This is a genomic window from Frateuria sp. (assembly GCF_013362045.1).
GTDB lineage: Bacteria > Pseudomonadota > Gammaproteobacteria > Xanthomonadales > Rhodanobacteraceae > Frateuria_A.
The window spans coordinates 1-24,290 of the sequence record NZ_JABFWW010000138.1 but is presented as its reverse complement, the minus strand read 5'-3'; the positions used below and the strand labels follow the sequence as shown (position 1 = coordinate 24,290).

Below are 24,290 nucleotides of genomic sequence, written 5' to 3'. Positions count from 1 at the left end.
TCCGGAGATCACCAGGCCACGCGCGCCGTTGCGCGGCGCCTGGGCGAGCGCGTCGCGCAGGGCGGCGATCAGGTCCATGTTCAGCGCGTTGACCGGCGGGCGGGCCAGGCGGATCTCGGTGATGTCGCCGTCGTGGGGAAGGATGTCGAGCATGGCGGGTGTCCTTGGTTTTCGATCGTGCTGGCGGCGGGCGATTGGGGAGGCTGTCCCCATCCGGCCTATTCGACCTCGGCCCAGCGGTAATGCACCGCATAGTCGAGCGTCGCCTTGCCGCCGGCCGGCACGTTCACCTTGAACTCCAGCACGTCGGGTGATTGTTTGCTCGGCTCGATCGAGGAGGACGCCAGCGTCCACTCGCGCCAGCGGCTGGGATGCTCGCGCACCGTCACCACGCGCGCCGACTGGCCGGCATTGGTCAGCGTGATGCGGAAGGCCTCGTCCATCGTGTGCGCGGCCTTGTCCAGCTTGAACGAGGTGCGCTCGCGCTCGGCGCGCAGGTCGAAGGCGGTACCGAGGGTGAGCGTGGCGTCGCTGCCCTTGGGCGTGTCCTCGATACGGCCTTCGCCGAGGAATTGCGGCGTGCCGGCCCTGTCGTTGCCCAGCACGCGCAGGTAGCCGGCAGGCAGGCTGTCGAAGGCGGTGAAGCGCAGCGTGCTTTCGATCGTGTTGCCGCCGCTGGTGTCGAAGTCGGGTGCAAGCATCGGCTGTGGAGGCGTCCAGCGGTTGCCGTTCTCGTACAGCGCGGTGCGCTCGCACTCGAGCGTGCGTTCGGCATACAGCGGCACCTGGCTGACACTGCCATCGGGCAGGTCGACCGGGTGCGGCAAGGTGTACAGGCGGTAGTCGGCCAGCGGGGATTGCTGCGGCATGGCGGCCTCGGCCTTGGCCGAAAAGGCGCGCGCCATCATCGGCTGCGGCCCCGAGGGCTTGGCGAAGCGCGGTTCGCCGGCAACCAGCTTGAGCGTAGTGGCACTCCAGTCGCGCCCGCTGCGGTTGGCGATGCTGGCGCGCGACTCGAACCGCATCCGGCAGGCCTGGCCCGGCTGCAGCGTGGCGACATAGGCGGCGCGCCAGCCAAGCCCGGCCGTGGGATAGCTCAGCGTGGCTGTGGTATCGCCGGCCCGGGCGGCATCCACGCGCAGGCGCAGGCTGGCGCCGGTGGGGAACTCGCCGCCGGACGAGCGCACTGCCGCATAATCGCGCACCAGCGTCGTGCCGTTGGCACCCTTGACCAGCAGGCCATTGCCGGCGCGCAGCAGGGTGCCGCTGGCGAGCGGCTGGCCGTTGCCGCCGAGCACGTCCACCTCGCGCCCGACCAGGCCGGCGAGCGCGGCTTCGTTGCCTTGTCCCAGCAGCAGGCGCTGCGAGATCACTGTGGCCTGGCCGCCGGAGAACGCCAGTGCGATCGCTTCGGGGTCGAGGTAGAGCGGCAGGTCAGCCAGGGTGAGATCCTGCATGCCGGCCTTCAGCGACAACGTGCGCTGCTCGCGCGCCACGGCGTAACCCTCGCCGACGCTGCCGTCACCGGAGGCGGCATAGAGCGCGGGACTGTCGCTGCGGTACAAGGTCAGCTCCGTGGCATCGCCCGCGTGAGCCAGCGGCGATGCGCACAGTAGCGTCAGGAGGGTGTAGGCGAAGGTGCTCCGGGCGGGCAGGGGCATGGGCAGGCTCCGTCGTGGGGTCGGGCCATCATAGAGGCTCGGGTGAAACCGCTGGTATGGCCCGGGCGTGACCGCCGGTCAGGTCCATCCAAGCGTGGCGGGCTTGCAGGTGGGTATCTTGCCGCGACTGCCATGCGAGAGCCGACCATGTCTCCGTCCACCGCCATCGAAATCGCCCCGGCTCGCCTGCCGGAGGACATCGCGGTCGTGCGTGCGCTGTTTGCCGAGTACATCGACCGCCTGGGCATCGACCTGTCGTTCCAGGACGTGGGTAGCGAGCTGGCGCAACTGCCGGGCAAGTACGCGCCACCGAAGGGTGTGATCCTGCTGGCGCGCGATGCCGCAGGTTCGGCGCTGGGCTGCGTGGCGCTGCGCCCCTGGTCGCAGCCGGGCGTGTGCGAGATCAAACGCCTCTACGTGCGGCCCCAGGCGCGCGGGCAGGCGTTGGGACGGCGCCTGGCCGAGGCGGTGATTGCCTGGGCGGTCCAGGCGGGATACGCGCGCATGCTGCTCGACACGCTGGCCTCGATGCAGGCGGCGCGGCAACTGTATGCCGCGCTGGGCTTCCAGCCGGTGGCGTCCTACTACGACAACCCTGTGCCGGGCACCGCCTACATGGCGCTGGAGCTACGCGCCGGCACGCTGAGCTAGGCGGCCACCGCCCAGCCGCGGAGGAAGGCGGCAGGCGTCATGCCGAAGGTGCGCACGAACTCCCGGTTGAGGTGCGCCTGGTCGTAGAAGCCGGCGTCGAGCGCCGCCTGCGCGATCGGCGACTGGTCGCGCAGCAGCGCCTTGGCCTTGTGCAGGGCCAGCAGGACGTGGAAGTTGTGCAGGCCCGTGCCCGTCATGCGGCGGAAGGCGCGGCACAGGTGGCCGGCGGAAACCGCGCACGAACGCGCCAGGCTCTCCACGTCGGTGTGCAGCGTGCCACGTTCGGCCAGCAGCGCCTTTGCGCGCGCGCCGAGCGGATGGTCCGGGGACGCCTCGCGCACGGCCGGAGGCACGAAGCGCGAGGTGAACGCCCAGCCGCTGCCGTCGACCGGCTCGAAGCGATGCACCACGCCCGCCGGCACCACGACCGTGTCGCCGGCAGCGACGTCCACGAGGGCGGCCGGCAATCGCAACCGCGCTCGCCCCGCATGGATCCGCACCACTTCGTCGCCGCTGTGGAAATGCGGCCGGAAGCGCCACGGGCGGCACCCGCCGGCGATGGTCTCGACAGGACCTGACGCGGCCGGTTCGACGCTGAACGAGGTGCGGGCGACCGGGGCTTGCATGGCCGCAGGCTACGCGGCGGCGGCGCGGATCGCGTCGGGCAGCGGCACCGGCTTGCCGGTGGCCGGGTCCATCCAGACCATCACCACGTGGCCGTCGCCGTACAGGCGGTCGGCGTGTTCCGCGTCGAGGATGCGATGGCCGATGGTCATCGAACTGCTGCCCAGCCGCTCGCAGGAGAGCTCCACGCGCAACTGTGCCGGCCATTCGATCGGCCGGCGGTAGTTGAGCTGCACGGCGGCCATCACCGGCATGGCATGGTCGCCGAACCACGGGCCCGGCACGTGGCTGAGCCACTGCAGCCGTGCCTCTTCCAGGTAGGTGAGGTAGTTGGAGTTGTTGACGTGGTTGAACGCGTCCAGGTCGCGCCAGCGCACGTCGATCGCTGCGGTGAACAGCGGCTGCGGCGAGGTGCTTTCTGCGGCTGTCGCGGCTTGGGCCTCGGCCGGCTTCCTGGTCGACTTGCGTGGGCTCACGTTGCCTTCTTCCTGCCGCGCATGGGCTTGTACTTGTCGGCCGAGGCGATGTGCTTGGCGCCGCCCTTGACCCGCTTGGGCTTGTCCGGCGCCTGCGCCGCCTTGTGCCGGGCCGCGGTCTTGAGCTGTGGCGCGAGGAAGCGCCCGGTATGGGACTCCAGCGAGGCCGCCACTTCCTCCGGCGTGCCGGCCACCAGGATGCGGCCGCCCCCGGCGCCGCCCTCGGGGCCGAGGTCGACGATCCAGTCGGCGGTCTTGATCACGTCGAGGTTGTGCTCGATCACCACCACGGTGTTGCCCTGGTCGACCAGCTGGTGCAGCACGTCGAGCAGCTGCTCGATGTCGTGGAAGTGCAGGCCGGTGGTGGGCTCGTCCAGGATGTAAAGCGTGCGGCCGGTGTCGCGCTTGGACAGCTCCTTGGAGAGCTTCACGCGCTGCGCCTCGCCGCCGGAGAGCGTGGTCGCGCTCTGGCCGAGCTTGATGTAGTCCAGGCCCACGGCGCGCAACGTGTCGAGCTTGCGCGCGATGGTCGGCACGTTCTCGAACAGCTTCAGCGCATCCTCCACCGTCATGTCGAGCACATCGGCAATCGTGTTGCCCTTGTAGTGGATCTCCAGGGTCTCGCGGTTGTAGCGCTTGCCGTGGCAGACATCGCAGGGCACGTATACGTCGGGCAGGAAGTGCATCTCTACCTTGATCATGCCGTCGCCTTCGCAGGCCTCGCAGCGGCCGCCGCGCACGTTGAAGCTGAAGCGGCCCGGCGTGTAGCCACGCGCGCGGGCTTCGGGCACCTGCGCGAACAGTTCGCGCAGCGGGGTGAACAGGCCGGTGTAGGTGGCCGGGTTGGAGCGCGGTGTGCGGCCGATCGGCGACTGGTCGATGTCGACCACCTTGTCGAACAGCTCCATGCCCTGCACGGATTCGAACGGCGCCGGCTGTGCGCTGGCGCCGTTCAATTCGGCGGCGGCCAGGCGGAACAGCGTGTCGTTGACCAGCGTGGACTTTCCCGAACCGGACACGCCGGTGATGCAGGTGAACAGCTTGGCGGGAATCGCCAGGTCGACGTGCTTGAGGTTGTTGCCGCGCGCGCCTTTCAGGCGCAGCCACGATTCCTCGTCGACCGGCTTGCGCCGCTCGGTGGGCACCTCGATGGCGCGCGTGCCCGAGAGGTACTGGCCGGTGAGCGAGCGCTCGGACGCGAGGATGTCCTTCAGCGTGCCCTGCGCCACCACCTCGCCGCCGTGCACGCCGGCGCCGGGGCCGATGTCGAGCACGTGGTCGGCCATGCGGATGGCGTCCTCGTCGTGCTCGACCACGATCACCGTGTTGCCGAGGTCGCGCAGGCGAGTGAGCGTGCCGAGCAGGCGCTCGTTGTCACGCTGGTGCAGGCCGATGGAAGGTTCGTCCAGCACGTACATCACGCCGACCAGGCCGGCGCCGATCTGGCTGGCCAGGCGGATGCGCTGCGCCTCGCCGCCGGAGAGCGTGTCGGCCTGTCGATCCAGCGTGAGGTAGTTGAGGCCCACGTCGTTGAGGAAGGTCAGGCGCTCGCGGATTTCCTTGATGATCTTGGCCGCGATCTCGCCGCGCCAGCCGCTGAGCTTCAGGCCGTCGAAGAACGCCAGCGCGTCGTCGATCGAACGGTTGGTGAGCGCAGGCAGCGCGTGGTCGGCGACGAAGACGTGGCGCGCGGAGCGGTTCAGGCGCTGGCCTTCGCAGGTGGGGCAGGGATGGTCACTGATGTACTTGGCCAGCTCTTCGCGCACCGCGCTCGACTCGGTTTCCTTGTAGCGCCGTTCCAGGTTCGGAAGGATGCCCTCGAACGCGTGCTCGCGGGTCACCCGGCCGCCGCGCTCGGTGAGGTAGCGGAAGGCGATCTTGTCCTTGCCGCTGCCGTACAGGATCGCCTGCTGGATGGTGGGCGGCAGGTCGCGCCAGCGCGTGTCCACATCGAAGCCGTAGTGCGCGGCCAGCGAGTGCAGCATCTGGAAGTAGTGCGGGTTGCGCCGGTCCCAGCCGCGGATGGCGCCGTTGGACAGCGGCAGCTCCGGGTGGCCGACCACGCGCGCCGGATCGAACACCTGGGTCACGCCCAGGCCGTCGCAGCTGGGGCAGGCGCCGATCGGCGAGTTGAACGAGAACAGGCGCGGCTCCAGTTCCGGCAGCGAGTAGTCGCAGACGGGGCAGGAATAGCGCGAGGAGAACAACTGCTCGGGCGCCTTGTCGTCGTCCATGTCGACCACGACCACCAGGCCGTCGCCCAGGCGCAGTGCGGTTTCGAATGACTCGGCCAGGCGCTGTTTCAGATCCTCGCGCGGGCGGAAGCGGTCGATCACCACCTCGATGGTGTGCTTCTGGCGCAAGGTGAGCGGCGGCACCGCGTCCAGGTCGTAGACCACGCCGTCGACGCGGGCGCGCACGAAGCCCTGCGCGCGCAGCTGGTCGAACACCTGCACGTGCTCGCCCTTGCGTTCGCGGATCACCGGCGCGAGCAGCATCCAGCGCTTGTCGGGATCGAGCGCCAGCGTGGCGTCGACCATCTGGCTGACGGTCTGCGCTTCCAATGGGATGGCGTGGTCGGGGCAGCGCGGCGTGCCGACGCGGGCGTAGAGCAGGCGCAGGTAGTCGTAGATCTCGGTGATCGTGCCCACGGTCGAGCGCGGGTTGTGCGAGGTCGACTTCTGCTCGATCGAAATCGCCGGGGAGAGGCCTTCGATGTGGTCGACGTCGGGCTTCTCCATCATCGACAGGAACTGCCGCGCGTATGCCGAGAGGGACTCGACGTAGCGGCGTTGCCCTTCGGCGTAAATGGTGTCGAAGGCGAGCGAGGATTTGCCAGAGCCGGAGAGGCCCGTGATCACGATCAGGCGATCGCGCGGCAGGTCCAGGTCGATGTTCTTGAGGTTGTGCGTGCGGGCGCCGCGGATGCGTATGGTTTCCATGCGCGCAGGGATATGGGGGAGACCGGACACTATACCAACCTGGAGAGGTCACAAATTGCGCGACGGACCGGCAGCTGTGGCTAAATGCCTTGTCCGGCGGCGGCCGGCTGAGGGCGGGAGAGAGTCATGCGCAGATGGATCCGGTGGGGTGCGGGACTGTGGCTGGCAGCCGCGGCAGGAACGTCGACGATGGCCTCCGCCAAGCCGGCCAGCCAGGCGCAGGTGCGCCAGCTGATGGAGGTGGCCGGGGTCAACCGGATGCTTGGTCAGATGGCGAGCCAGATCAACGCACAACTGGCAGGCATGATGCGGGACCAGCTGCCCTGCGTGCCGGCCAGCTACTGGAACGGATTCCTGGCGGCAGGAGGCTTCCGCGAGGTTACCGATGCGGTCGTGCCGATCTACCAGAAGCATTTCAGCGCCGCGGATATCGAGGGCCTGATCAAGTTCTACCGGTCGCCCCTGGGCAGGAAGATGGTCGCCCAGATGCCCGCGGTCATGAGCGAGAGCATGCAGGCCGGCCAGGAGTGGGGCCGCAATCGTGCCCAGGCCATGCTGAGCGAGCTGCAAAAGAGCGGCCGCATCGATGCCCAGGGACGCTGTCCGGCCGTACCATCCGCCACGCCAGGCCTGGGCAGTCCGGCGGCGGCCTCGACAGCCGGGCATTGAAGCATTGCTCAAAGATTGACCAGGCCCTGACGGGCTCGCTATACTCCCGCGTTCACCACGCCCGATAGGTGCGTGGCGAAACCCAAGAGAATAACGACAGAAGGGACAATCCCATGAGTTATGCAGTCATCAAGACCGGCGGCAAGCAGTACCGCGTCCAGCAGGGCGACGTGCTGCGCGTGGAGCTGCTGGATGCCGAGGAAGGCGCCAACGTGAGCTTCGACCAGGTGCTGCTGGTCGGCTCGGGCGATGCGGTCAACGTCGGTGCGCCGACCGTGGCCGGCGCCACCGTTTCGGCCACCGTGCGCAAGCACGGCCGTGCGGACAAGATCCGCATCATCAAGTTCCGCCGCCGCAAGCACCACAAGAAGCAGATGGGGCACCGGCAGCATTTCACCGAAGTCGAGATCACGGGCATCAACGCCTGATAGAGCCGGAGGAATCAAGTCATGGCACATAAAAAAGGCGTAGGTTCGTCCCGCAACGGTCGCGACTCGAACCCCAAGTACCTGGGCGTGAAGGTGTACGGCGGCCAGGCCATCGAGGCCGGCAACATCATCGTCCGCCAGCGCGGCACCAAGTTCCATGCCGGCACCGGCGTGGGTCTGGGCCGTGACCACACCCTGTTCGCGCTGACCGACGGCGTGGTCGAGTTCAAGACCCGCGGCGAGAACAACCGCAAGTTCGTCAGCGTCGTCAAGGGCTGATCGCCCCCGAGGCTGCAGCGAAAGCCCCGCTTCGGCGGGGCTTTTGTTTTGCACGGCTATCGAGAACGGGCTCAGGCCGCGCGGAAGCGTCTTAGCCGAGCGTTGCGCCCGATCTCCGCGACGCTGGCCGTATCATGCGGGCGTTCTTGATTTCCGATTCCTTCTGTTTCCGGCTTCCCCATGAAATTCGTCGACGAAGCGATCATCAAAGTCCACGCCGGTGACGGCGGCAACGGTTGCGTCAGCTTCCGGCGCGAGAAGTTCATCCCCTTCGGTGGCCCCAACGGCGGCGACGGCGGCCATGGCGGCTCGGTGTGGCTGGTGGCCGATGAGGGCCTCAACACCCTGATCGACTTCCGCCACCAGCGCAGCTTCAAGGCGCAGCGCGGCGAGAACGGCATGGGCTCGGACATGTACGGCAAGGGTGGCGAGGACACCAGCATCCGCGTACCGGTCGGCACCGTGGTCACCAACGTCGATACTGACGAGGTGATCGGCGACCTCACCCACCACGGCCAGCGCCTGCTGGTGGCCGAAGGCGGCAAGGGCGGCCTGGGCAACATCCATTTCAAGAGCTCGGTCAACCGCGCGCCGCGCAAGTCGACCCCGGGCACGCCGGGCGAGGTGCGCGAGCTCAAGCTGGAACTCAAGCTGCTGGCGGACGTGGGGCTGCTGGGCTTTCCCAATGCGGGCAAGTCGACCTTCATCCGCGCCGTGTCGGCGGCGACGCCGCGCGTGGCCGACTACCCGTTCACCACGCTGCACCCGAACCTCGGCGTGGTCAGCCTGGGCCAGGACCAGAGCTTCGTGATCGCCGACATCCCCGGCCTGATCGAGGGCGCCGCCGAGGGCGCCGGGCTGGGCATCCAGTTCCTTCGGCATGTCTCGCGCACGCGCCTGCTGCTGCACCTGGTGGACATCGCGCCGATCGACGGCACCGATCCGGTGGAGCAGGTGCGCGCCATCGAGCAGGAGCTCGCCAAGTTCGACCCGGAATTGCTGGAGCGCCCGCGCTGGCTCGTGCTCAACAAGGCCGACGTGCTTGCGCAGGACCAGCGCCAGGCGGTGGCCGAGGAAATCGTCCGGCGGCTGGGCTGGCAGGCGCCCTGGTTCCTGGTTTCCGCGATCGCGCGGGAGAACACCATGCCGGTCTGCCAGCAGGTGCAGCGCTTCTTCGAGTCGCAGCGGCAAGTGCGCGAAGAGCGTACGGACATGCAGCCGGGCGACGTGCGGCTGCGGGGCGAGTAGGCGCCCTCTCGCGGAGCTGCCCTGCGAAGGCACCGGCTCGCCCGCGCGGCCGTGATCGCGCATCATGCGTGGGATCCGGCCGCCGGCCGCTGCCAAAGGAACGTCCGCCGATGCCCTCCCGCCGCAATTTCCTGAAAGGTTCGATGTTGGCCGCTGGCGCGTTGGCCGCGCCGCGTTTCGCCGCCGCCGCGTCGGCCGCGGCAAAGGGTGCCTTGCCGGCTGCGGCTGGCGCCCGCGTGATCTCCACCTGGGACTTCGGCGTGCCCGCCAACCAGGCGGCCTGGGCCGTGCTCGCGAGTGGCGGCAAGGCGCTTGACGCGGTGGAGCAGGGCGCGCAGGTGCCCGAGTCCGACCTCAACAACCACAGCGTCGGCAAGGGCGGCTACCCCGACCGCGACGGCAAGGTCACGCTCGACGCCAGCATCATGGACGGCGACGGCCGTTGCGGCGCGGTGGCCTGCCTGGAGCGCATCGCCCATCCGATCCGCGTGGCGCGCCGGGTCATGGAGGCCACGCCGCACGTGCTACTGGTCGGCGACGGCGCGCTGCAGTTCGCCCGCGAGCAGGGCTTCCACGAAGAGAACCTGCTCACGCCCGAAGCCGAGCAGGCATGGCGCGAGTGGCTGAAGACGGCGAAGTACAAGCCGGTGGCCAACAGCGAGAACCTCGATTACCACCGCGGCATGCTGCCGGGCGGAAAACACAACCACGACACGATCGGCATGCTCGCAGTGGACGCGCACGGCCACCTGGCCGGCGCCTGCACCACCAGCGGCATGGCCTGGAAGATGCACGGCCGCGTCGGCGACAGCCCGATCATCGGCGCGGGCCTCTACGTGGACGGCGAAGTGGGAGGCGCCACGTCCACCGGCGTCGGCGAGGAGGTGATACGCAACGCCGGCAGCTTCCTGGTGGTGGAGCTGATGCGCCAGGGGCGCAGCCCTCAGGAAGCCTGCGAGGAGGCGGTGCGGCGCATCGTGAAGAAGAAGCCGGACGGCGCGAAGGAAATCCAGGTCGGCTTCCTGGCGCTGCGGCGCGACGGCGCGGTGGGTGCCCATGCGATCCAGCGCGGCTTCACCTATGCGGTTTGCGATGCGCAGCGACGGGACGGCCTGTATGCCTCGCCGAGCGTGTACTCCACGAGTTTTTCCTGACTCGACCGCGTGGCAGGCGCCTGCCTGGCCTTCATGCAAACGAAAAGGCCGGCTGACGCCGGCCTTTCCACCAACCCGAATGAATGGCCGGCTTACGCCAGCTCGCGGATCTTCGCGTTGAGGCGGCTCTTGTGGCGAGCGGCCTTGTTCTTGTGGATCAGGCCACGCGCGGCGTAGCGGTCCATGACCGGCTGGGCGGCGGCGAAGGCTTCCACGGCGGCGGCCTTGTCCTTCGCCTCGATGGCCTTGACGACCTTCTTCAGGGCGGTGCGCACCATGGAACGGGCGCTGACGTTGCGCAGGCGGCGCTGCTCGGACTGGCGCGCGCGCTTCTTCGCGGACTTGATGTTGGCCAAGGTAGAACTCCAGAGAAGGCTTGGGTTGGAAAAAGACGGGCAATTATGCGGGCAATGGGTTGCTGCGTCAACCGCTTAGCCCTTGCCCGGCCGCCATCGTGCGGCCATGCGCCGGCTACCGTGGCGCCCCGGTCGGCTGTCACACTATGCGCTTTGCCGCGGCAGCGGCTGCCAGCGACCAGGATCCCGGCCGACGCATGAAGTCTCCCAGCATGTTCCGCGGGCTGCTTTCCTTCAGCAGCATGACGATGGTTTCCCGCGTGCTCGGGCTGGTGCGCGACATGGCGATCAACGCCGCCTTCGGCGCCAACGCGGCCACCGATGCGTTCTGGGTGGCCTTCCGCATCCCCAACTTCATGCGCCGCCTGTTCGCCGAGGGCTCGTTCTCGACGGCCTTCGTGCCGGTGTTCACCGAGGTGAAGGAGAAGGGCAGCCACGCGGAACTGAAAGGCCTGATGTCCCGCGTTTCCGGCACGCTCGGCGGCGTGCTGCTGGTGGTGACGGCGGTGGGGCTGATCTTCGCGCCCGAGGTCACCACGCTGTTTTCGCCCGGTGCGATCGACGAGCCGAAAAAATTCGAGCTGACGGTGCAGCTGCTGCGCCTGACCTTCCCGTTCCTGCTGTTCGTCTCGCTGACCGCCCTGTGCGGCGGAGCGCTCAACAGCTTCCACCGCTTCGGCCTGCCGGCACTGACGCCGGTGATACTCAACCTGTGCATGATCGCCGGCGCGCTGTGGCTGTCGAAGCGATTGCAGACGCCGATCCTGGCGATGGGCTGGGCGATCCTTGCCGCGGGCATCCTGCAGCTCCTGTTCCAGTTGCCGGCATTGCGCGGGCTGGACCTGCTGGCGCTGCCGCGCTGGGGCTGGAGCCACCCGCAGGTGCGCCGGATCATGCGGCTGATGGTGCCGACCCTGTTCGGTTCCTCGGTGGCGCAGATCAACCTCTTGCTCGACACCGTGATCGCCTCGCTGCTGATCGCCGGTTCGCAGAGCTGGCTGTCGCAGGCGGACCGGTTCCTGGAACTCCCGTTGGGCGTGTTCGGCGTGGCGCTGGGTACGGTGATCCTGCCTTCGCTGTCGCGCCACCACGTGGCGACCGACCGGGCGGGGTTTTCCAGGGCGCTCGACTGGGGGCTGCGCACCACGCTGCTGATTGCCGTGCCGGCGATGTTCGGGTTGATGCTGCTGGCCGAGCCGCTGGTGGCCACGCTGTTCCAGCACGGGCATTTCAGCGCGTTCGACACGCGCATGGCGACGCTGTCGATCACCGCCCTGAGCTTCGGGTTGCCTGCCTTCGCGCTGGTCAAGGTATTGCTGCCGGCTTTCTACGCCCGGCAGGACACGCGCACGCCGGTGCGTGCCGGCGTGGCCTCGCTTGTTGCCAACATGGCGCTCAACCTGCTGTTCGTGGCGCTGCTGTTCGCGCTATGGGCCACGCCGGCGCAGAAGCAGGCGCCGTGGCTGCAGGCACTGACCGAGGTGCCCGGCCTGCACATGGCGCTGGGCATGGCCAGCGCCCTGGCCAGTTACATCAACCTGGGCCTGCTGTGGCACTGGCTGCGGCGGGCCGGGGTCTACCAGCGCCAGCATGGCTGGCCGCGCCACGTCCTGCGCCTGGCGGTGGCCTGCCTGGCGATGGTCGCAGTGCTGCTGTTGGGACGCTGGCTGTGGCCGGACTGGACCGCGGTTCCCACTTTCACCCGCCTCTGGCACCTGGGGGTGCTGGTTACCACGGGTGGGTCGACCTACGTGGTGGCGCTGTTTGCCATGGGTTTCCGGCTGCGCGAGCTGCAGGGCGTCTGAGTCGTGCGGCGTGATCGGCGCACTCCGGTGGTGCCCAAGGGCGCTCCTGCGGCAGCGAAGCGGACGGCTCGCCCGGGGCCTCCCTTTATACTCGGCCGATGACAGGACTTTCCCGGGACATTGCAGGCTCTTGCCTGGCCCCCGACGGCAGCGTGGTGGCCATCGGCGCCTTCGATGGCCTGCATCGCGGGCACCAGGCCTTGCTGGCCGAGGTGCGCCTGCGTGCCCAGGCGCTGGATGCGACGCCGGCCGTGGTCAGTTTCGAGCCGCTGCCACGGACGTATTTCTCCCGCGAGCCGGTGCCGCGGCTTTCCAGCGTGCGCGAAAAGCTCGAGGGTCTTGCCGCCGCCGGCATGGCCCAGGTCCTGCTGTTGCGTTTCAACGCGGCGCTCACCGCCATGTCCGCCGAGGATTTCGTGCGCCGCGTGCTGGTGGAGCGGCTGGCCGCCCGCGAGGTCTGGGTGGGCGAGGACTTCCGCTTCGGCCACAAGCGCGCGGGCGACGTGGCGATGCTGGAACGCCTGGGAGCGCAATGGGGTTTCCTCGTGCGGGTGATGCCGCCGGTGCTGCTCGATGGTGCCCGCGTCTCGGCTACCCGCGTGCGCGCGCTGCTGGCGGCCGGCGAGTTCGCCGGCGCTGCGCCGCTGCTTGGGCGGCCGTTCGTGATCGAGGGACGGGTCGAGCGCGGCAACCAGCTCGGCCGCACGCTGGGGTTTCCCACGGCGAACATCCCCCTGCGCGGCCGGGTGAGCCCGGTGCTGGGTATCTTCGCCGTGCGCGTGGGCCTGGGGCGATCCTCGTGCAGTTGGCCGGGCGTCGCGTCGCTCGGCCTGCGGCCGACAGTCAACCAGGTGGCGCGGCCGCTGCTGGAAGTACACCTGTTCGATTTCGAGGGGGACCTCTATGGCCGGCGCATGGCAGTCGAGTTCGTCGCCAAGCTGCGCGACGAACAGAAGTTCGACGGCCTGGCGGCGCTCACTTCGCAGATGCATGCCGACGCCCGGTTGGCCCGCGAACTGCTGGGCATGAATCCGCGGCTGGCCGTTTCGTAGGAGCACGCCCGGGCACGACGACCATGCCGCACGACCGCACTGCTGTGCGACCCTTCGGCCGTCCTCTACCGCATCGCAGCAAATTCCACTAGTTTTAACAGTTCGCCGACGCGTTTCGCAGCTTCCGGCGTCGCCCACGGACAGCCCCACCATGACGCACGACTACAAGAACACGATCAACCTGCCGCAGACGGAATTCCCGATGCGCGGCGACCTGCCCAAGCGCGAGCCGCATTGGCTGGCCGAGTGGGAAAAGGCCGGCCGCTACGCGCAGATCCAGCAGCATGCCGCTGGGCGCGACAAGGCCTTCGTGCTGCATGACGGCCCGCCGTACGCCAATGGCGCGATCCACATCGGCCACGCGGTCAACAAGATCCTCAAGGACATGGTGGTCAGGTCCAAGCTCATGTCCGGCTGCCGCTCGCCGTACGTGCCGGGTTGGGATTGCCACGGCCTGCCGATCGAGATCGCGGTCGAGAAGAAGTTCGGCAAGCCGGGCGAGAAGCTCGACGCCCGCGCATTCCGCCAGAAGTGCCGCGAGTACGCGCAGGAGCAGATCGACGGCCAGCGCGCGGACTTCAAGCGCCTCGGCGTGCTGGGCGACTGGTCCAACCCCTACAAGACCATGGACTTCCGCTACGAGGCCGACATGCTGCGCGCACTGGCGCGCATCGTCGCCAACGGTCACGTGGTGCGCGGCGCCAAGCCGGTGTACTGGTGCTTCGACTGCGGCTCGGCGCTGGCGGAGGCCGAGATCGAGTACGGCGACAAGCAGTCGCCCGCGGTGGACGTGGCTTACGACGCGGTCGATGCCAAGGCGCTCGCGGGCAAGTTCGGTGTCGACCCGGGCGATGCCATCGTCGCGGTGCCGATCTGGACCACCACGCCGTGGACGCTGCCTTCCAGCCAGGCGGTGGCGCTGGGTGCGGACCTCGAATACGCGCTGGTCGAAGGGCCCGAGCGCGGCGGCCGGCGCGTGCTGCTGGTTATCGCCGGTGCGCTGGCCGAGCCGGCGCTGAAGCGTTATGGCGTCGCAACCGTGCGCGTGCTTGGTCATGCCAGGGGCGCCGCGCTCGACCACTTCAAGCTGCACCATCCGTTCTACCCGCGCGAGGTCCCCGTCCTGCTCGGCGAACACGTCTCCGCCGAAGACGGTACGGGCGCCGTGCACACCGCGCCCGACCACGGCATGGAGGACTTCATCGTCGGCCGCGACAACGGCCTCTCCACGCTCAACTACGTCGGTCCGCGCGGCGCCTACCGCGAGGACGTGCCGGCGGCCGACGGCCTCGCCCTGGCCGGCATGCACATCTGGAAGGCCAACGACGCCATCGTCGAGCTGCTGCGCGGCCGCGGCGTGCTGCTGGCGCACGCGAAGATCGAGCACAGCTACCCCAACTGCTGGCGCCACAAGACGCCGGTGATCTTCCGCGCCACGCCGCAGTGGTTCATCGGCATGGAGCAGGCGGACCTGCGTGCGACCGCGCTCGAAGCGATCAAGGACGTGCGCTGGGTGCCGGGCTGGGGCGAGGAGCGCATCGCCGGCATGGTCGCCGGCCGCCCGGACTGGTGCATCAGCCGTCAGCGCACCTGGGGCGTGCCGATCGCGCTGTTCGTGCACAAGGCGACGCAGCAACCGCACCCCGACTCCGTCGCGCTGCTGGAGCAGGTGGCGAAGAAGGTCGAGCAGGGCGGCGTCGATGCCTGGTACGAGCTCGACGCGGCCGAACTGCTGGGCGACCAGGCGGGCGACTACGAGAAGGTCACCGACATCCTCGACGTGTGGTTCGATTCCGGCGTCACCCACTTCTGCGTGGTCGGCCAGCGGCCGGAGCTGCAGCAGGGCGACGCTGCGCAGTACAAGGTCATGTACCTCGAGGGTTCCGACCAGCACCGCGGCTGGTTCCAGTCGTCCCTGCTGACCTCCTCGGCGATCCACGGCCGCGCGCCCTACGACGAAGTGCTCACGCACGGCTTCACCGTCGACGCGTCCGGCCGCAAGATGTCCAAGTCGCTGGGCAACGTGGTCGCTCCGCAGAAGGTGATGGATACCCTCGGCGCCGACGTGCTGCGCCTGTGGGTGGCCTCGGCCGACTACCGCAACGAGATGACCGTCTCGGACGAGATCCTGAAGCGCGTCTCCGACAGCTACCGGCGCATCCGCAACACCGCGCGCTTCCTGCTCGGCAACCTCGACGGTTTCGATCCCGCGAAGCACCTGCTGCCGGTGGAGCGGAGCCTGCCGCTGGACCAGTGGGCGGTGCAGCAGGCGTATGACGTACAGCAGGCGGTGACGGCCGCCTACGAGCGCTACGACTACCCGGACGTGGTCGCGCGCGTGCAGAACTTCTGCACCAACGAGATGGGCGCGCTGTACCTGGACATCACCAAGGACCGCCTCTACACCATGCCGACCGACAGCCACGGCCGGCGCAGCGCGCAGAGCGCGATGTTCCGCATCGCCGAGGCGCTCGTGCGCTGGCTGGCGCCGATCCTGGCCTTCACCGCCGAGGAGATCTGGCAGCACCTGCCCGGCCAGCGTGGCGAGAGCGTGCTGTTCGAGACCTGGTACGACGGCCTGGCGGCGATGCAGGGGTTGCCCGAGCAGCGCCGCTTCTGGGCCGATTTGCTGGCCATTCGCGAGGCCGCTGCGCGCGTGCTCGAGGGCATGCGCAAAGCCGAGAAGATCGGTGCGTCGCTGGAGGCTGAGCTGGTCATCCATGCCGACCCCGCCCTGCTCGAGCGCTATGCGCCGGCGCGGGAGGAGCTGCGCTTCTTCTTCATCACGTCCGAGGCGTCGCCGGCACCGTCGATGCCGTGTCCCGACGACGCGGCGAAGGTGGAGCTGGCCGGCGGCGAGGCGTGGGTCTCGGCCACGGCGAGCGGCGCGGCCAAGTGCGTGCGTTGCTGGCACCGGCGTCCCGACGTGGGCAGCTACCCGGAGCATCCGGAGCTGTGCGGCCGTTGCGTTGAGAACGTGGCGGGGCAGGGCGAGACGCGCCGCTGGTTCTGACCACAAGAAGCCGTTCACCCTGAGCGTAGGGCCGAAGCCGAAGGGTCGCCGTGCGCGGCCCCTCGACTCCGCTGCGCTACGCTCAGCGTGAACGGTGTTTGATAAATCGCTCTGGACCGGTCCATGCACCCCAAACCCAACGCCTTGCCCTGGCTGCTGCTCTCCCTGCTGGTGATCGGCCTCGACCAGCTCACCAAGCTGTGGGCGCTGCACGCCCTGCAGCCGGCCGGCATGCCGCACCCGGTGATCCCCGGCTTCCCCAACTGGACGCTGGCCTTCAACACCGGCGCGGCCTTCAGCTTCCTGGCCGAAAGCGACGGCTGGCAGCGCTGGTTCTTCGTCGCGCTGGCGCTGCTCATCAGCGGTGCGCTGGTCGTGTGGCTGGCGCGCACCGCACGGCGCGACTGGCGCACGGCGTTGCCGCTGGCGCTGGTCGTCGGCGGCGCGCTGGGCAACCTGGTCGATCGCCTGCACGCAGCGCAGGTGACCGACTTCATCCAGGTCTACTACCGCCAGTGGAGCTATCCCGTGTTCAACGTGGCCGACTGCGGCATCACGGTCGGCGCGGTGATGCTGATCCTATTCGGCCTCAGGAACGGGAAGGGCGCAGGCGACGTGCGATAATCCGGCATGCCCATGGACATCCTCCTTGCCAATCCCCGCGGCTTCTGCGCCGGCGTCGACCGCGCCATCGCCATCGTCGAGCGCGCGCTGGAGTCCTATGGCGCGCCGATCTACGTGCGCCACGAGGTGGTGCACAACCGCTACGTGGTGGAGAAGCTGCGCGCCGACGGTGCCATCTTCGTCGAGGAACTGCACGAGGTGCCCGACGGCGCCACGGTGATCTTCAGCGCGCATGGCGTCTCGCAGGCAGTGCGCGAGGAGGCGGCGGGACGCGGGCTAAAGGTCTTCGACGCCACCTGTCCGCTGGTCACCAAGGTGCACATGGAAGTCGCGCGGCTGGGCCGAACCGGCCGCAGCGTGGTGCTGATCGGCCATGCCGGCCACCCGGAAGTGGAAGGCACCATGGGCCAGTGGAACAACGCCAACAGCGGGCAAATCCTGCTGGTGGAATCGGTCGAGGACGTCGCCGCGATGGCGCCGCGTTTCCCGCGCCAGCTGAGCTACGTCACCCAGACCACGCTGTCGGTGGACGACACCAAGGCCATCATCGCCGCCCTGCGCGAGCGCTTTCCCGACATCGAGGGGCCGCGCAAGGACGACATCTGCTACGCCACGCAGAACCGCCAGGATGCCGTGCGCCGGCTGGCCGGGGCGGTCGACCTGGTGCTGGTGGTCGGCTCGGTCAACAGTTCCAATTCCAACCGCCTGCGCGAACTGGCCGAGAAGCAGGGCGTGCGCGCCTACCTCATCGACAGCGCCGAGCACATCGAGCGCGCGTGGCTCGATGGCGTATCCCGCATCGGCCTGACGGCCGGCGCCTCCGCTCCGGACAAGCTCGTGCGCGACGTGATCGCCAGGCTGCAGTCCTGGGGGGCCGGCCAGGTACGCGAACTGGACGGCGAGGCCGAGACCATCACCTTCGCCCTGCCGCGCGAGCTGCGCCTGGACGGCGGCAGCGTGCCCGCCAGCCTCTGACGGGGCACCTCCTGCGGCAACGAAAAGGCCCGCTCGCGCGGGCCTTTTTCACGATCTGGTGCCGGAAACAGGAGTCGAACCTGCGACCTACGCATTACGAATGCGCCGCTCTACCAACTGAGCTATTCCGGCAAAGAGGCGGAAATTCTACGGATCGGCCGCGACACACGCAAGCGCGCAAGGCATGGCAAGCTTGGATCCGAGGGCGGATGGCGCATGGATCGATGGGGGCGCTACCCGCTACAGTTCCGCCATCTGTCGTTGCCATGCGACAGACACTGCCAGAGCTCGCCAGGGAAAGGGCGTCCAACGGATTTCGATCTTGCCCATACCGCTTCGAGCAACGCTGATGCTGCGGTTCGTGTCGATGCTGCTGTTGTGCGTCGTGGCCGGGCGTTCGCTTGCCGCCACGTCGCCCGGACAGGCAGAAGCGTTCGATCGCCTCGCCGGGCAACTGGAGCGCGGCGAGATCGCGCCCGACACGCACGCAGGCATGCTCAAGGTGCTGGAGCAGATCAAGAGCCTGGTGCCCCCGGGCGATGCGCGCCGCGAGCTGCGCTACCGCTACATGTTCTGCATCCTGGGCCTGGATGCGCCGCCCGCGCAGGGCATCGCCTATGCGGACCAGGGCCTGGCGGACGCCCGCCGGCTCGGCTACGTGGGAGCGGAGGTCAACTTCCACTTCTGTCGCGGCACCAACCAGGAGGCGCTGACCACGCCGCGCGATGCGCTGGCCGATTACGACGCCGGCATTGCGCTGGCGCGCAGCCACGAGGACCCGCGCCTGGTCGCCGACGGCCTGACCTGGCGCGGCAGCGTGCAGTCGCTGCTGGGCGAGCACGCGCTGGCGCTGGTGGATTTTCTGGAAGCGCAGAAATTCTACGAAACCAGCGGCGCGCCGATCGAAAGCGAGCAGAACCTGTTCAACATCGCCGTGGCCTACCGGCGGCTGGGCGAGGCGGCGCAGGCCCGCGACTACCTGCGCAGGCTGCTGTTCCTGGGCGAGCAGCGCCATGACCGGCAGCAGCAGCTCTCCGCGCACATGCAACTGGGCTTCCTCGACAGCGAGATGGGTGAGCAGGTGTCCGCCGAAAGCCATCTGCACAAGGCCCTGGCGCTTGCCAAGGCGGTTGGCAGCCGCTCGCAGGGCGCCAGCATCCACCTTGGGTTGGCGCAGGTGGACAACCTGCAGGGCCGCTATCACCAGGCGCTGGACGAGCTGGCCCTGGCGCAGCCCGGGTTCGAGCGCATGGGCGATCGATCCAGCCGCGACATGGTGCTGCTGCAGACTGCCAAGGCGCATGCGGGCCTGGGGCAGCATGACCTGGCGCTCGTGGAGTACGGGCAGTCCGAGCAGCTTCTGCAGCAGAGCGGCAACCTGCGCTACCTGGCCGAACTGCTCGATGCGCGTGCGCGCAGCTACCAGGCGTTGAACCGCTTGGCGCCGGAGGTGGTGGACCTGCGCCGGCTGGTCAAGGTGCGCGAAGCCCTCGACCGCAAGGCGCACTCGGACAACGCCACGCTGATGAGCTACCAGTTCCAGACCGCCCAGCGCGAGCAGGAAAACCGCCGCCTGGCCGCCGATCGGGCCCTGAAGGAGCAGCAGCTGAAGTCGCTGGAACGCGTGCGCCATTGGCAGCGGGTCGCGCTGGTGCTGGGCGGGGTGCTGATCCTCATGCTGCTGTGGCTCGCGCTCCGCCAGTTCAGGCGTTCGCGCAAGCTGCACCGCATGGCGATGACCGATCCGCTCACCGGCATCGCCAATCGCCGCCACATCGAGGAGCTTGCGCGCCGCGCGCTGGCCCACGCCGGCGCGCATGGCGAATCGCTGTGCGTGCTGGTGCTGGACGTGGACCACTTCAAGATGGTGAACGACGCCTTCGGCCACGCGGTCGGCGACCAGGTGCTGGTGCGCGTCGCGCAGGCCTGCAAGCAGGCGCTGCGCCGGTTCGACATGCTGGGGCGGATGGGCGGCGAGGAGTTCCTGATCGTCCTGCCGGACACCTCGCTGGAGGTGGCGCTGCAGATTGCCGAGCGGCTGCGCCGCAAGGTCGAATCGCTGCCGCTGGCGAACCTGGCCCCAGGCCTCGAGATCACCGCCAGCGTCGGCGCCGCCGAGGCCGACCATGAGGCCGACGACCTGCCTGAATTGATCCGCCGCGCGGACACCGCGATGTATCGCGCCAAGGACGCCGGCCGCAACCGCGTCGAAATGATGACGGTACGCGCTCCGGCGGTGTGACGCGCGCCACATCCGGCTGGGGTCCGGCTACCGCTCGTCGGGGAAATCCTGCCTTTTGTCCGCTGGCTTCTGGCAGGCTGCGCGACGCCGCCTATGCTTTGGTCGGCGTGATCCGGGAGGGGGCTGGAATGAATCGTTACGCACCGCGCAGGCAACGCGGCGTCTCGCTGATCGAGGTAATGGTCGCGATCGTCGTGTTCGGCATAGGGATGCTCGGCCTGGCGCTACTGCAGACGAAGGGTGCCCAGTTCACCAAGGAATCCAGTTCGCGTACCAGCGCGATCATCCAGGCGCGCAGCCTGGCCGACGCCATGCGCGCCAACCCGTTGGGCGTCGTTCCCGCCGACGGCAGCAGCAGCTATTACCTCTACGACGGTACGGTCGCGCCGGATCCCTCGGCCTGCTCCAGCAATCTGCCGTGCGCACAGGCAAAGACCGACCTGAAGAACTGGCTGGCCAGCATCAAGGCCGGCACCATTGCCGCCCAGGGCGTGCCGGCGGCCTCGGTGAGCCGCAACGCCACGCTGGGCACCTTTACGGTGACCGTGTCCTGGAACGGCATGGACGTCAACGGCGACAAACAGCTGACCGCCGCGGACAACGGCACCTACAGTTTCAGCCTGCTGCCATGAGGAGTCCGCGCGAGCAGGGGATTGCCCGTTTCCGCCGGGCCGCCGGTTTCTCGCTGGTGGAAATGATGATCGCGATGGTATTGGGCCTGATCGTGGTCGCCGGCCTGATCCAGGTGCTGCTGGCCAACCGCAAGTCCTACCAGTTGCAGCAGGGCACCAACATCCTCCAGCAGAACGTGCGCTTCGCTTCCGATCGCCTCGGCTGGTCGTTGCGCATGGCCGACTTCTGGGGCGGCAACAGCGGGGGAGTGATCACCGGCAGCCCCGCGGTAACTGCCCGAGGCAGTTGCGACCAGGCCTGGATCCTGGACACCCAGCACGGTCTCTATGGCTACGAAGGCGGCGCCAGCTTCCCGATCGCCAATTGCGTGGACGATGCCGACTACGTCAAGGGTTCGGACGTGCTGGTGGCTCGATACGTCGATGCCGATGGCATGGATCCGGCCGCCAGTTCAACCATCGCGGCCTCGCCCAAGCAGGTGTACCTGGTTTCGGCGATCGGCCAACAGGCGGCGCTCTTCCTGGGCAACACCGCCGTTCCGACCACGCCCCCGGCATCGGCGATCGGACGCTACGTTTACCCGTACCACGTGGACATGTACTACCTGCGGCCCTGCAGCAACCCGGCCGGCGGCACCAATGCGACCCATTGCGACGCGGCGGACGACAACGGCAGCCCCATTCCCACGCTCATGCGGATGCGGCTCGACAGCACCGGCAGCCTCACCGAGGAACCGCTGGTGGAAGGCATCGAGCAATTGCAGTTCCAGTACGGCATAACGGGCACCGACGTCACCCAGCTCGTGCCTGCGAACTACAAGGACGCCAGCGCGGTGACGGCCGATGAGTGGCGGCGGGTGATCACCGTCAGCGTGGGCCTCGTGGCGGTGTCGCAGCAGCGCGACATATCGATGCCGCACGTCGGCACGTTCGGCGCCGGCAACTGCAGCTACCAGATCAAGAACGGCTCCACCGTGACCACGGGCTGCGCCAATTTCTCCGTCGCCGGAAGCCAGCCCTGGCAATTCGCCCGCACGCAGCTGACCCAGGTGGTGCAGCTGCGCAACCGCATCCGCATGCTGGTGGCATCCCAATGAACATGCCCACGTTACGTTCCCGCCAGCGTGGCATCGCACTTTTCGTCGGGCTGGTGTTCCTGGTGGTGCTCTCGCTGGTGGCCGTGATCGCCATGCGCGGCACCTTGATGGAGATGCGCCTGGTGACCAACGTGGCGCGCCACGAACAGGCCTTCGAAACCTCGGAAACCTTGCGCGGGGTGCCCATCTCGGTGTTCGACGAGCACGTGTTCCAGCGGGGCTGGCCCACGAAAGTCGGCGGTACGCTGCCGGACAACGACTTCGACTTCAACCTCACCAGCCAGATGCTGACCGTGCTCAAGGGCGGCCTGCAGAAGAACTGCGCCGGCGACCTGGACCTGTTCTACGGCAACCTGGAGCCGGCGTGCGGTTCGCTGCCGGCGGAAAGCCGGTACGACACCAGCACCTGGCATCCGGATGCGATCCTGTCCATGTGCGACATCACCAGCAGCAGCTGCTCCCGCAGCGTCTCCGCGACGGTGTCGATCATTCCCGACGGCACGGTGCTCGCGGAGGGATCCGGCGGCGCCCAGGCGGCCGGATACCGGGGCATCGGCGGTGGCGCCGCAGGTGGCGGCGGCAGCATGTATTTCGAAGTGATGAGCGTCGGCACCGTACCGGGAGGCGGCCGCGCCGTCACCATGGCCCAGTACCGCCAATCGATCCGCAACTGAAGCAACAGGGAACATTCCCATGCGAATCCTCCACGCGTCCTTGCGCATGATCGCGGCGCTGTCCCTAATCACGCTGGCCACGAGCGTCAGCATCGTTCCCGTTGCACGCGCGGCCACCACCAGCTCGGTGGCGCTGGACGCGCCGATTTCCATCGCCCGCGACGGCAAGGTCGCTACGGCAGCCAATTACACGGCGTACCCGCTGCTGAACGTCGGAGCCGTGCCGCCGCTGGCGATGCTCGTGATGTCCCGCGACGAGCAGCTCTACATCAAGGCCTACACCGATTACACGGACCTCAATGGCGACGGCGTGGTCGATACCACGTACCAGGACAAGTTCGATTACTCGGGCTACTTCGATTCCAACCTCTGCTATGCCTACGCCAGCGGCGTCTTCAAAGCGTCCGCCGCCGCCACCGACACCAACGGCAACGGCAAGGCGCACGAGTGCAACGGCAGCGCCTGGAGCGGCAACTTCCTCAACTGGGCATCGATGAGCCGTATCGATGTGCTGCGCTACGTGCTGTACGGCGGCAAGCGTTCGGTCGACGACTCCAACCGCACGGTGCTGGAGCGTGCCTACATCCCCAGCGACCTGCATGCGTGGGCCAAGGTATACAGCGGCACGGACATCAACAGCTTCACCCCGTACACCAACACCCCGATCACGATGTGCAACGTGTCGGTGGATGACAGCACCACCACGTTCACCACGGGCACCGGTCCGTTGTTCCGTGTAGTCAAGGGAGCCTATTCGCAATGGGGCTCGACCGCCCGCGAGCAGTGCATCTGGCGCGAGTCCATCCACGCCAAATTCAACCCCAATAGCAACCAGGCGGACGTCAACGAAGCCGACTTCGCGTCGACGTCTGACAAGCTGGCCGAAATGTTCCTGCGCGTGGAGGTATGCGATCCCTCCACCACCGCGGTGCGCGAAAGCTTCTGCCGCAAGTACACCGAGACGGCGAGCGACGGCAGCAAGATCGACCACTGGAAGCCGGCCGGCCTGTTGCAACGGTATGGCGAAAGCGGCTCGATGCGCTTTGGCCTGCTGACGGGAACCTACAGTGCGCCGCGGGCGGGCGGCATGCTCCGCCGCAACATTGGCTTGTTCGCCGGCAACACCCCGGGCACCGCCTGCGCCTATGACACGGTCAACGGCAAGGTTGACGAGGTGAATCTGTCTACCGGCCAGTTCTGCAACCAGGCCGATGGCAACGAGGGCATCATCAACACGCTGAGCCGGTTCCAGATCACCTCCTGGAATCCGAACACGGACGACTACGACGACTGCGGCACCTACGGCATCCTGCAGCGCGACGTCAGCGGCGCCAACGGCCACCTGCTCGACCCGGACGGCGCCAGCGGAAGCACGACCGCGTACGCGTGCAAGGATTCCGGCAACCCGTTGGCCGAGATGTATGCCGAGGCGCTGCGCTACATCAAAGGCAAGACGCCGACCAGCATCTTCAACATCAGTGATTCAAGCATCATCACCGGGCTGCCCCAGGCCGGATGGCTCGATCCGTACCGCGACCCCAGCAACGGCGGCAACCCCTATTGCGCCAGCTGCAGCATCGTGCTCATCACGACGGGCCTCAACTCTTTCGACAGCGACCAGATTCCCACCGTCGAGGGCCTGCCCAAGCAAGCGAACGCGGCGACCACCGACGTTGGCGTGAACGAGG

The 24,290-nt window shown here is 68.2% G+C and carries 20 protein-coding genes, 1 tRNA gene and 1 pseudogene; 16 read left to right on the top strand and 6 right to left on the bottom strand.

Annotated elements, in window-relative coordinates; genetic code table 11:
* Positions 1-218: 218 nt before the first annotated feature.
* On the bottom strand, positions 219-1,661 hold the full coding sequence (locus HOQ08_RS06575; RefSeq protein WP_291192573.1) for a DUF4139 domain-containing protein: 1,443 nt from the start codon (positions 1,659-1,661) through the stop codon (positions 219-221).
* Between the two features lie 147 nt (positions 1,662-1,808).
* On the opposite strand from HOQ08_RS06575, the gene HOQ08_RS06570 reads away from it, so the two are divergent.
* On the top strand, positions 1,809-2,312 hold the full coding sequence (locus HOQ08_RS06570; RefSeq protein ID WP_291192572.1) for a GNAT family N-acetyltransferase: 504 nt from the start codon (positions 1,809-1,811) through the stop codon (positions 2,310-2,312).
* Here the strand turns inward: HOQ08_RS06570 and HOQ08_RS06565 are convergent.
* From HOQ08_RS06565 to uvrA, 3 genes are read right to left on the bottom strand one after another with little or no spacing between them, the layout of a single operon-like run.
* Positions 2,309-2,938: an AraC family transcriptional regulator gene (locus HOQ08_RS06565; protein WP_291192571.1), complete on the bottom strand. Its 630-nt coding sequence runs from the start codon at positions 2,936-2,938 to the stop codon at positions 2,309-2,311. The genes HOQ08_RS06570 and HOQ08_RS06565 overlap by 4 nt on opposite strands.
* A 9-nt stretch (positions 2,939-2,947) precedes the next feature.
* Entirely contained in the window at positions 2,948-3,412 is a 465-nt protein-coding gene (locus HOQ08_RS06560) for a thioesterase family protein (protein ID WP_291192570.1), read from the bottom strand.
* The gene (gene uvrA, locus HOQ08_RS06555; protein WP_291192569.1) at positions 3,409-6,354 is read right to left on the bottom strand and encodes an excinuclease ABC subunit UvrA; all 2,946 of its coding nucleotides are present in this window, start codon (positions 6,352-6,354) and stop codon (positions 3,409-3,411) included. Before uvrA ends, HOQ08_RS06560 begins: the two co-directional genes overlap by 4 nt.
* 189 nt (positions 6,355-6,543) lie before the next feature.
* On the opposite strand from uvrA, the gene HOQ08_RS06550 reads away from it, so the two are divergent.
* The 5 genes from HOQ08_RS06550 to HOQ08_RS06530 all read left to right on the top strand — a co-directional run bounded on the left by HOQ08_RS06550 (position 6,544) and on the right by HOQ08_RS06530 (position 10,132).
* On the top strand, positions 6,544-7,023 hold the full coding sequence (locus tag HOQ08_RS06550; RefSeq protein ID WP_291192568.1) for a DUF2059 domain-containing protein: 480 nt from the start codon (positions 6,544-6,546) through the stop codon (positions 7,021-7,023).
* Positions 7,024-7,136: 113 nt separating this feature from the next.
* Positions 7,137-7,451 (top strand): 50S ribosomal protein L21, encoded by a 315-nt coding sequence (gene rplU, locus HOQ08_RS06545; RefSeq protein ID WP_291192567.1) that lies wholly within the window; start codon positions 7,137-7,139, stop codon positions 7,449-7,451.
* A gap of 21 nt (positions 7,452-7,472) precedes the next feature.
* Entirely contained in the window at positions 7,473-7,730 is a 258-nt protein-coding gene (rpmA, locus tag HOQ08_RS06540) for a 50S ribosomal protein L27 (protein ID WP_291192566.1), read from the top strand.
* A gap of 180 nt (positions 7,731-7,910) precedes the next feature.
* On the top strand, positions 7,911-8,978 hold the full coding sequence (cgtA, locus tag HOQ08_RS06535) for an Obg family GTPase CgtA (protein WP_291192565.1): 1,068 nt from the start codon (positions 7,911-7,913) through the stop codon (positions 8,976-8,978).
* A 110-nt stretch (positions 8,979-9,088) separates the two neighbouring features.
* Positions 9,089-10,132: a N(4)-(beta-N-acetylglucosaminyl)-L-asparaginase gene (locus tag HOQ08_RS06530; protein ID WP_291192564.1), complete on the top strand. Its 1,044-nt coding sequence runs from the start codon at positions 9,089-9,091 to the stop codon at positions 10,130-10,132.
* A gap of 92 nt (positions 10,133-10,224) precedes the next feature.
* Here HOQ08_RS06530 and rpsT read toward each other — a convergent pair whose 3' ends face one another.
* A complete protein-coding gene (gene rpsT, locus HOQ08_RS06525; protein ID WP_017460878.1) occupies positions 10,225-10,488 on the bottom strand; it encodes a 30S ribosomal protein S20 in 264 nt (87 codons plus the stop codon).
* A 212-nt stretch (positions 10,489-10,700) separates the two neighbouring features.
* On the opposite strand from rpsT, the gene murJ reads away from it, so the two are divergent.
* The 5 genes from murJ to ispH all read left to right on the top strand — a co-directional run bounded on the left by murJ (position 10,701) and on the right by ispH (position 17,957).
* The gene (gene murJ, locus HOQ08_RS06520) at positions 10,701-12,293 is read left to right on the top strand and encodes a murein biosynthesis integral membrane protein MurJ (protein WP_291192574.1); all 1,593 of its coding nucleotides are present in this window, start codon (positions 10,701-10,703) and stop codon (positions 12,291-12,293) included.
* Positions 12,294-12,391: 98 nt separating this feature from the next.
* Positions 12,392-13,345, top strand: a complete 954-nt coding sequence (locus HOQ08_RS06515; RefSeq protein ID WP_291192563.1) for a bifunctional riboflavin kinase/FAD synthetase — start codon at positions 12,392-12,394, stop codon at positions 13,343-13,345.
* Positions 13,346-13,496: 151 nt separating this feature from the next.
* Positions 13,497-16,358 carry an isoleucine--tRNA ligase gene (ileS, locus tag HOQ08_RS06510; protein WP_291192562.1) on the top strand — a complete coding sequence of 954 codons (2,862 nt, stop codon included), beginning with the start codon at positions 13,497-13,499 and terminating at the stop codon, positions 16,356-16,358.
* A 123-nt stretch (positions 16,359-16,481) separates the two neighbouring features.
* Positions 16,482-16,982 carry a signal peptidase II gene (lspA, locus tag HOQ08_RS06505; protein ID WP_291192561.1) on the top strand — a complete coding sequence of 167 codons (501 nt, stop codon included), beginning with the start codon at positions 16,482-16,484 and terminating at the stop codon, positions 16,980-16,982.
* A gap of 12 nt (positions 16,983-16,994) precedes the next feature.
* Complete coding sequence (ispH, locus tag HOQ08_RS06500) at positions 16,995-17,957, top strand: 4-hydroxy-3-methylbut-2-enyl diphosphate reductase (protein WP_291192560.1); 963 nt, start codon at positions 16,995-16,997, stop codon at positions 17,955-17,957.
* A gap of 56 nt (positions 17,958-18,013) precedes the next feature.
* On the opposite strand, the gene HOQ08_RS06495 is transcribed toward ispH, so the two are convergent.
* Positions 18,014-18,089, bottom strand: a tRNA-Thr gene (locus HOQ08_RS06495).
* A 217-nt stretch (positions 18,090-18,306) separates the two neighbouring features.
* On the opposite strand from HOQ08_RS06495, the gene HOQ08_RS06490 reads away from it, so the two are divergent.
* The 5 genes and pseudogenes from HOQ08_RS06490 to HOQ08_RS06470 form a co-directional block, all read left to right on the top strand.
* Positions 18,307-20,199: a diguanylate cyclase gene (locus HOQ08_RS06490; protein WP_291192559.1), complete on the top strand. Its 1,893-nt coding sequence runs from the start codon at positions 18,307-18,309 to the stop codon at positions 20,197-20,199.
* A gap of 128 nt (positions 20,200-20,327) precedes the next feature.
* Complete coding sequence (gene pilV, locus HOQ08_RS06485; RefSeq protein WP_291192558.1) at positions 20,328-20,831, top strand: type IV pilus modification protein PilV; 504 nt, start codon at positions 20,328-20,330, stop codon at positions 20,829-20,831.
* Positions 20,828-21,928 (top strand): PilW family protein, encoded by a 1,101-nt coding sequence (locus HOQ08_RS06480; protein ID WP_291192557.1) that lies wholly within the window; start codon positions 20,828-20,830, stop codon positions 21,926-21,928. The genes pilV and HOQ08_RS06480 overlap by 4 nt, the downstream gene beginning before the upstream one ends.
* Positions 21,929-21,930: 2 nt before the next feature.
* Positions 21,931-22,602 (top strand): PilX N-terminal domain-containing pilus assembly protein, encoded by a 672-nt coding sequence (locus tag HOQ08_RS06475; RefSeq protein ID WP_291192556.1) that lies wholly within the window; start codon positions 21,931-21,933, stop codon positions 22,600-22,602.
* Between the two features lie 19 nt (positions 22,603-22,621).
* Positions 22,622-24,290, top strand: a pseudogene (locus HOQ08_RS06470) (hypothetical protein); the annotation flags it as partial.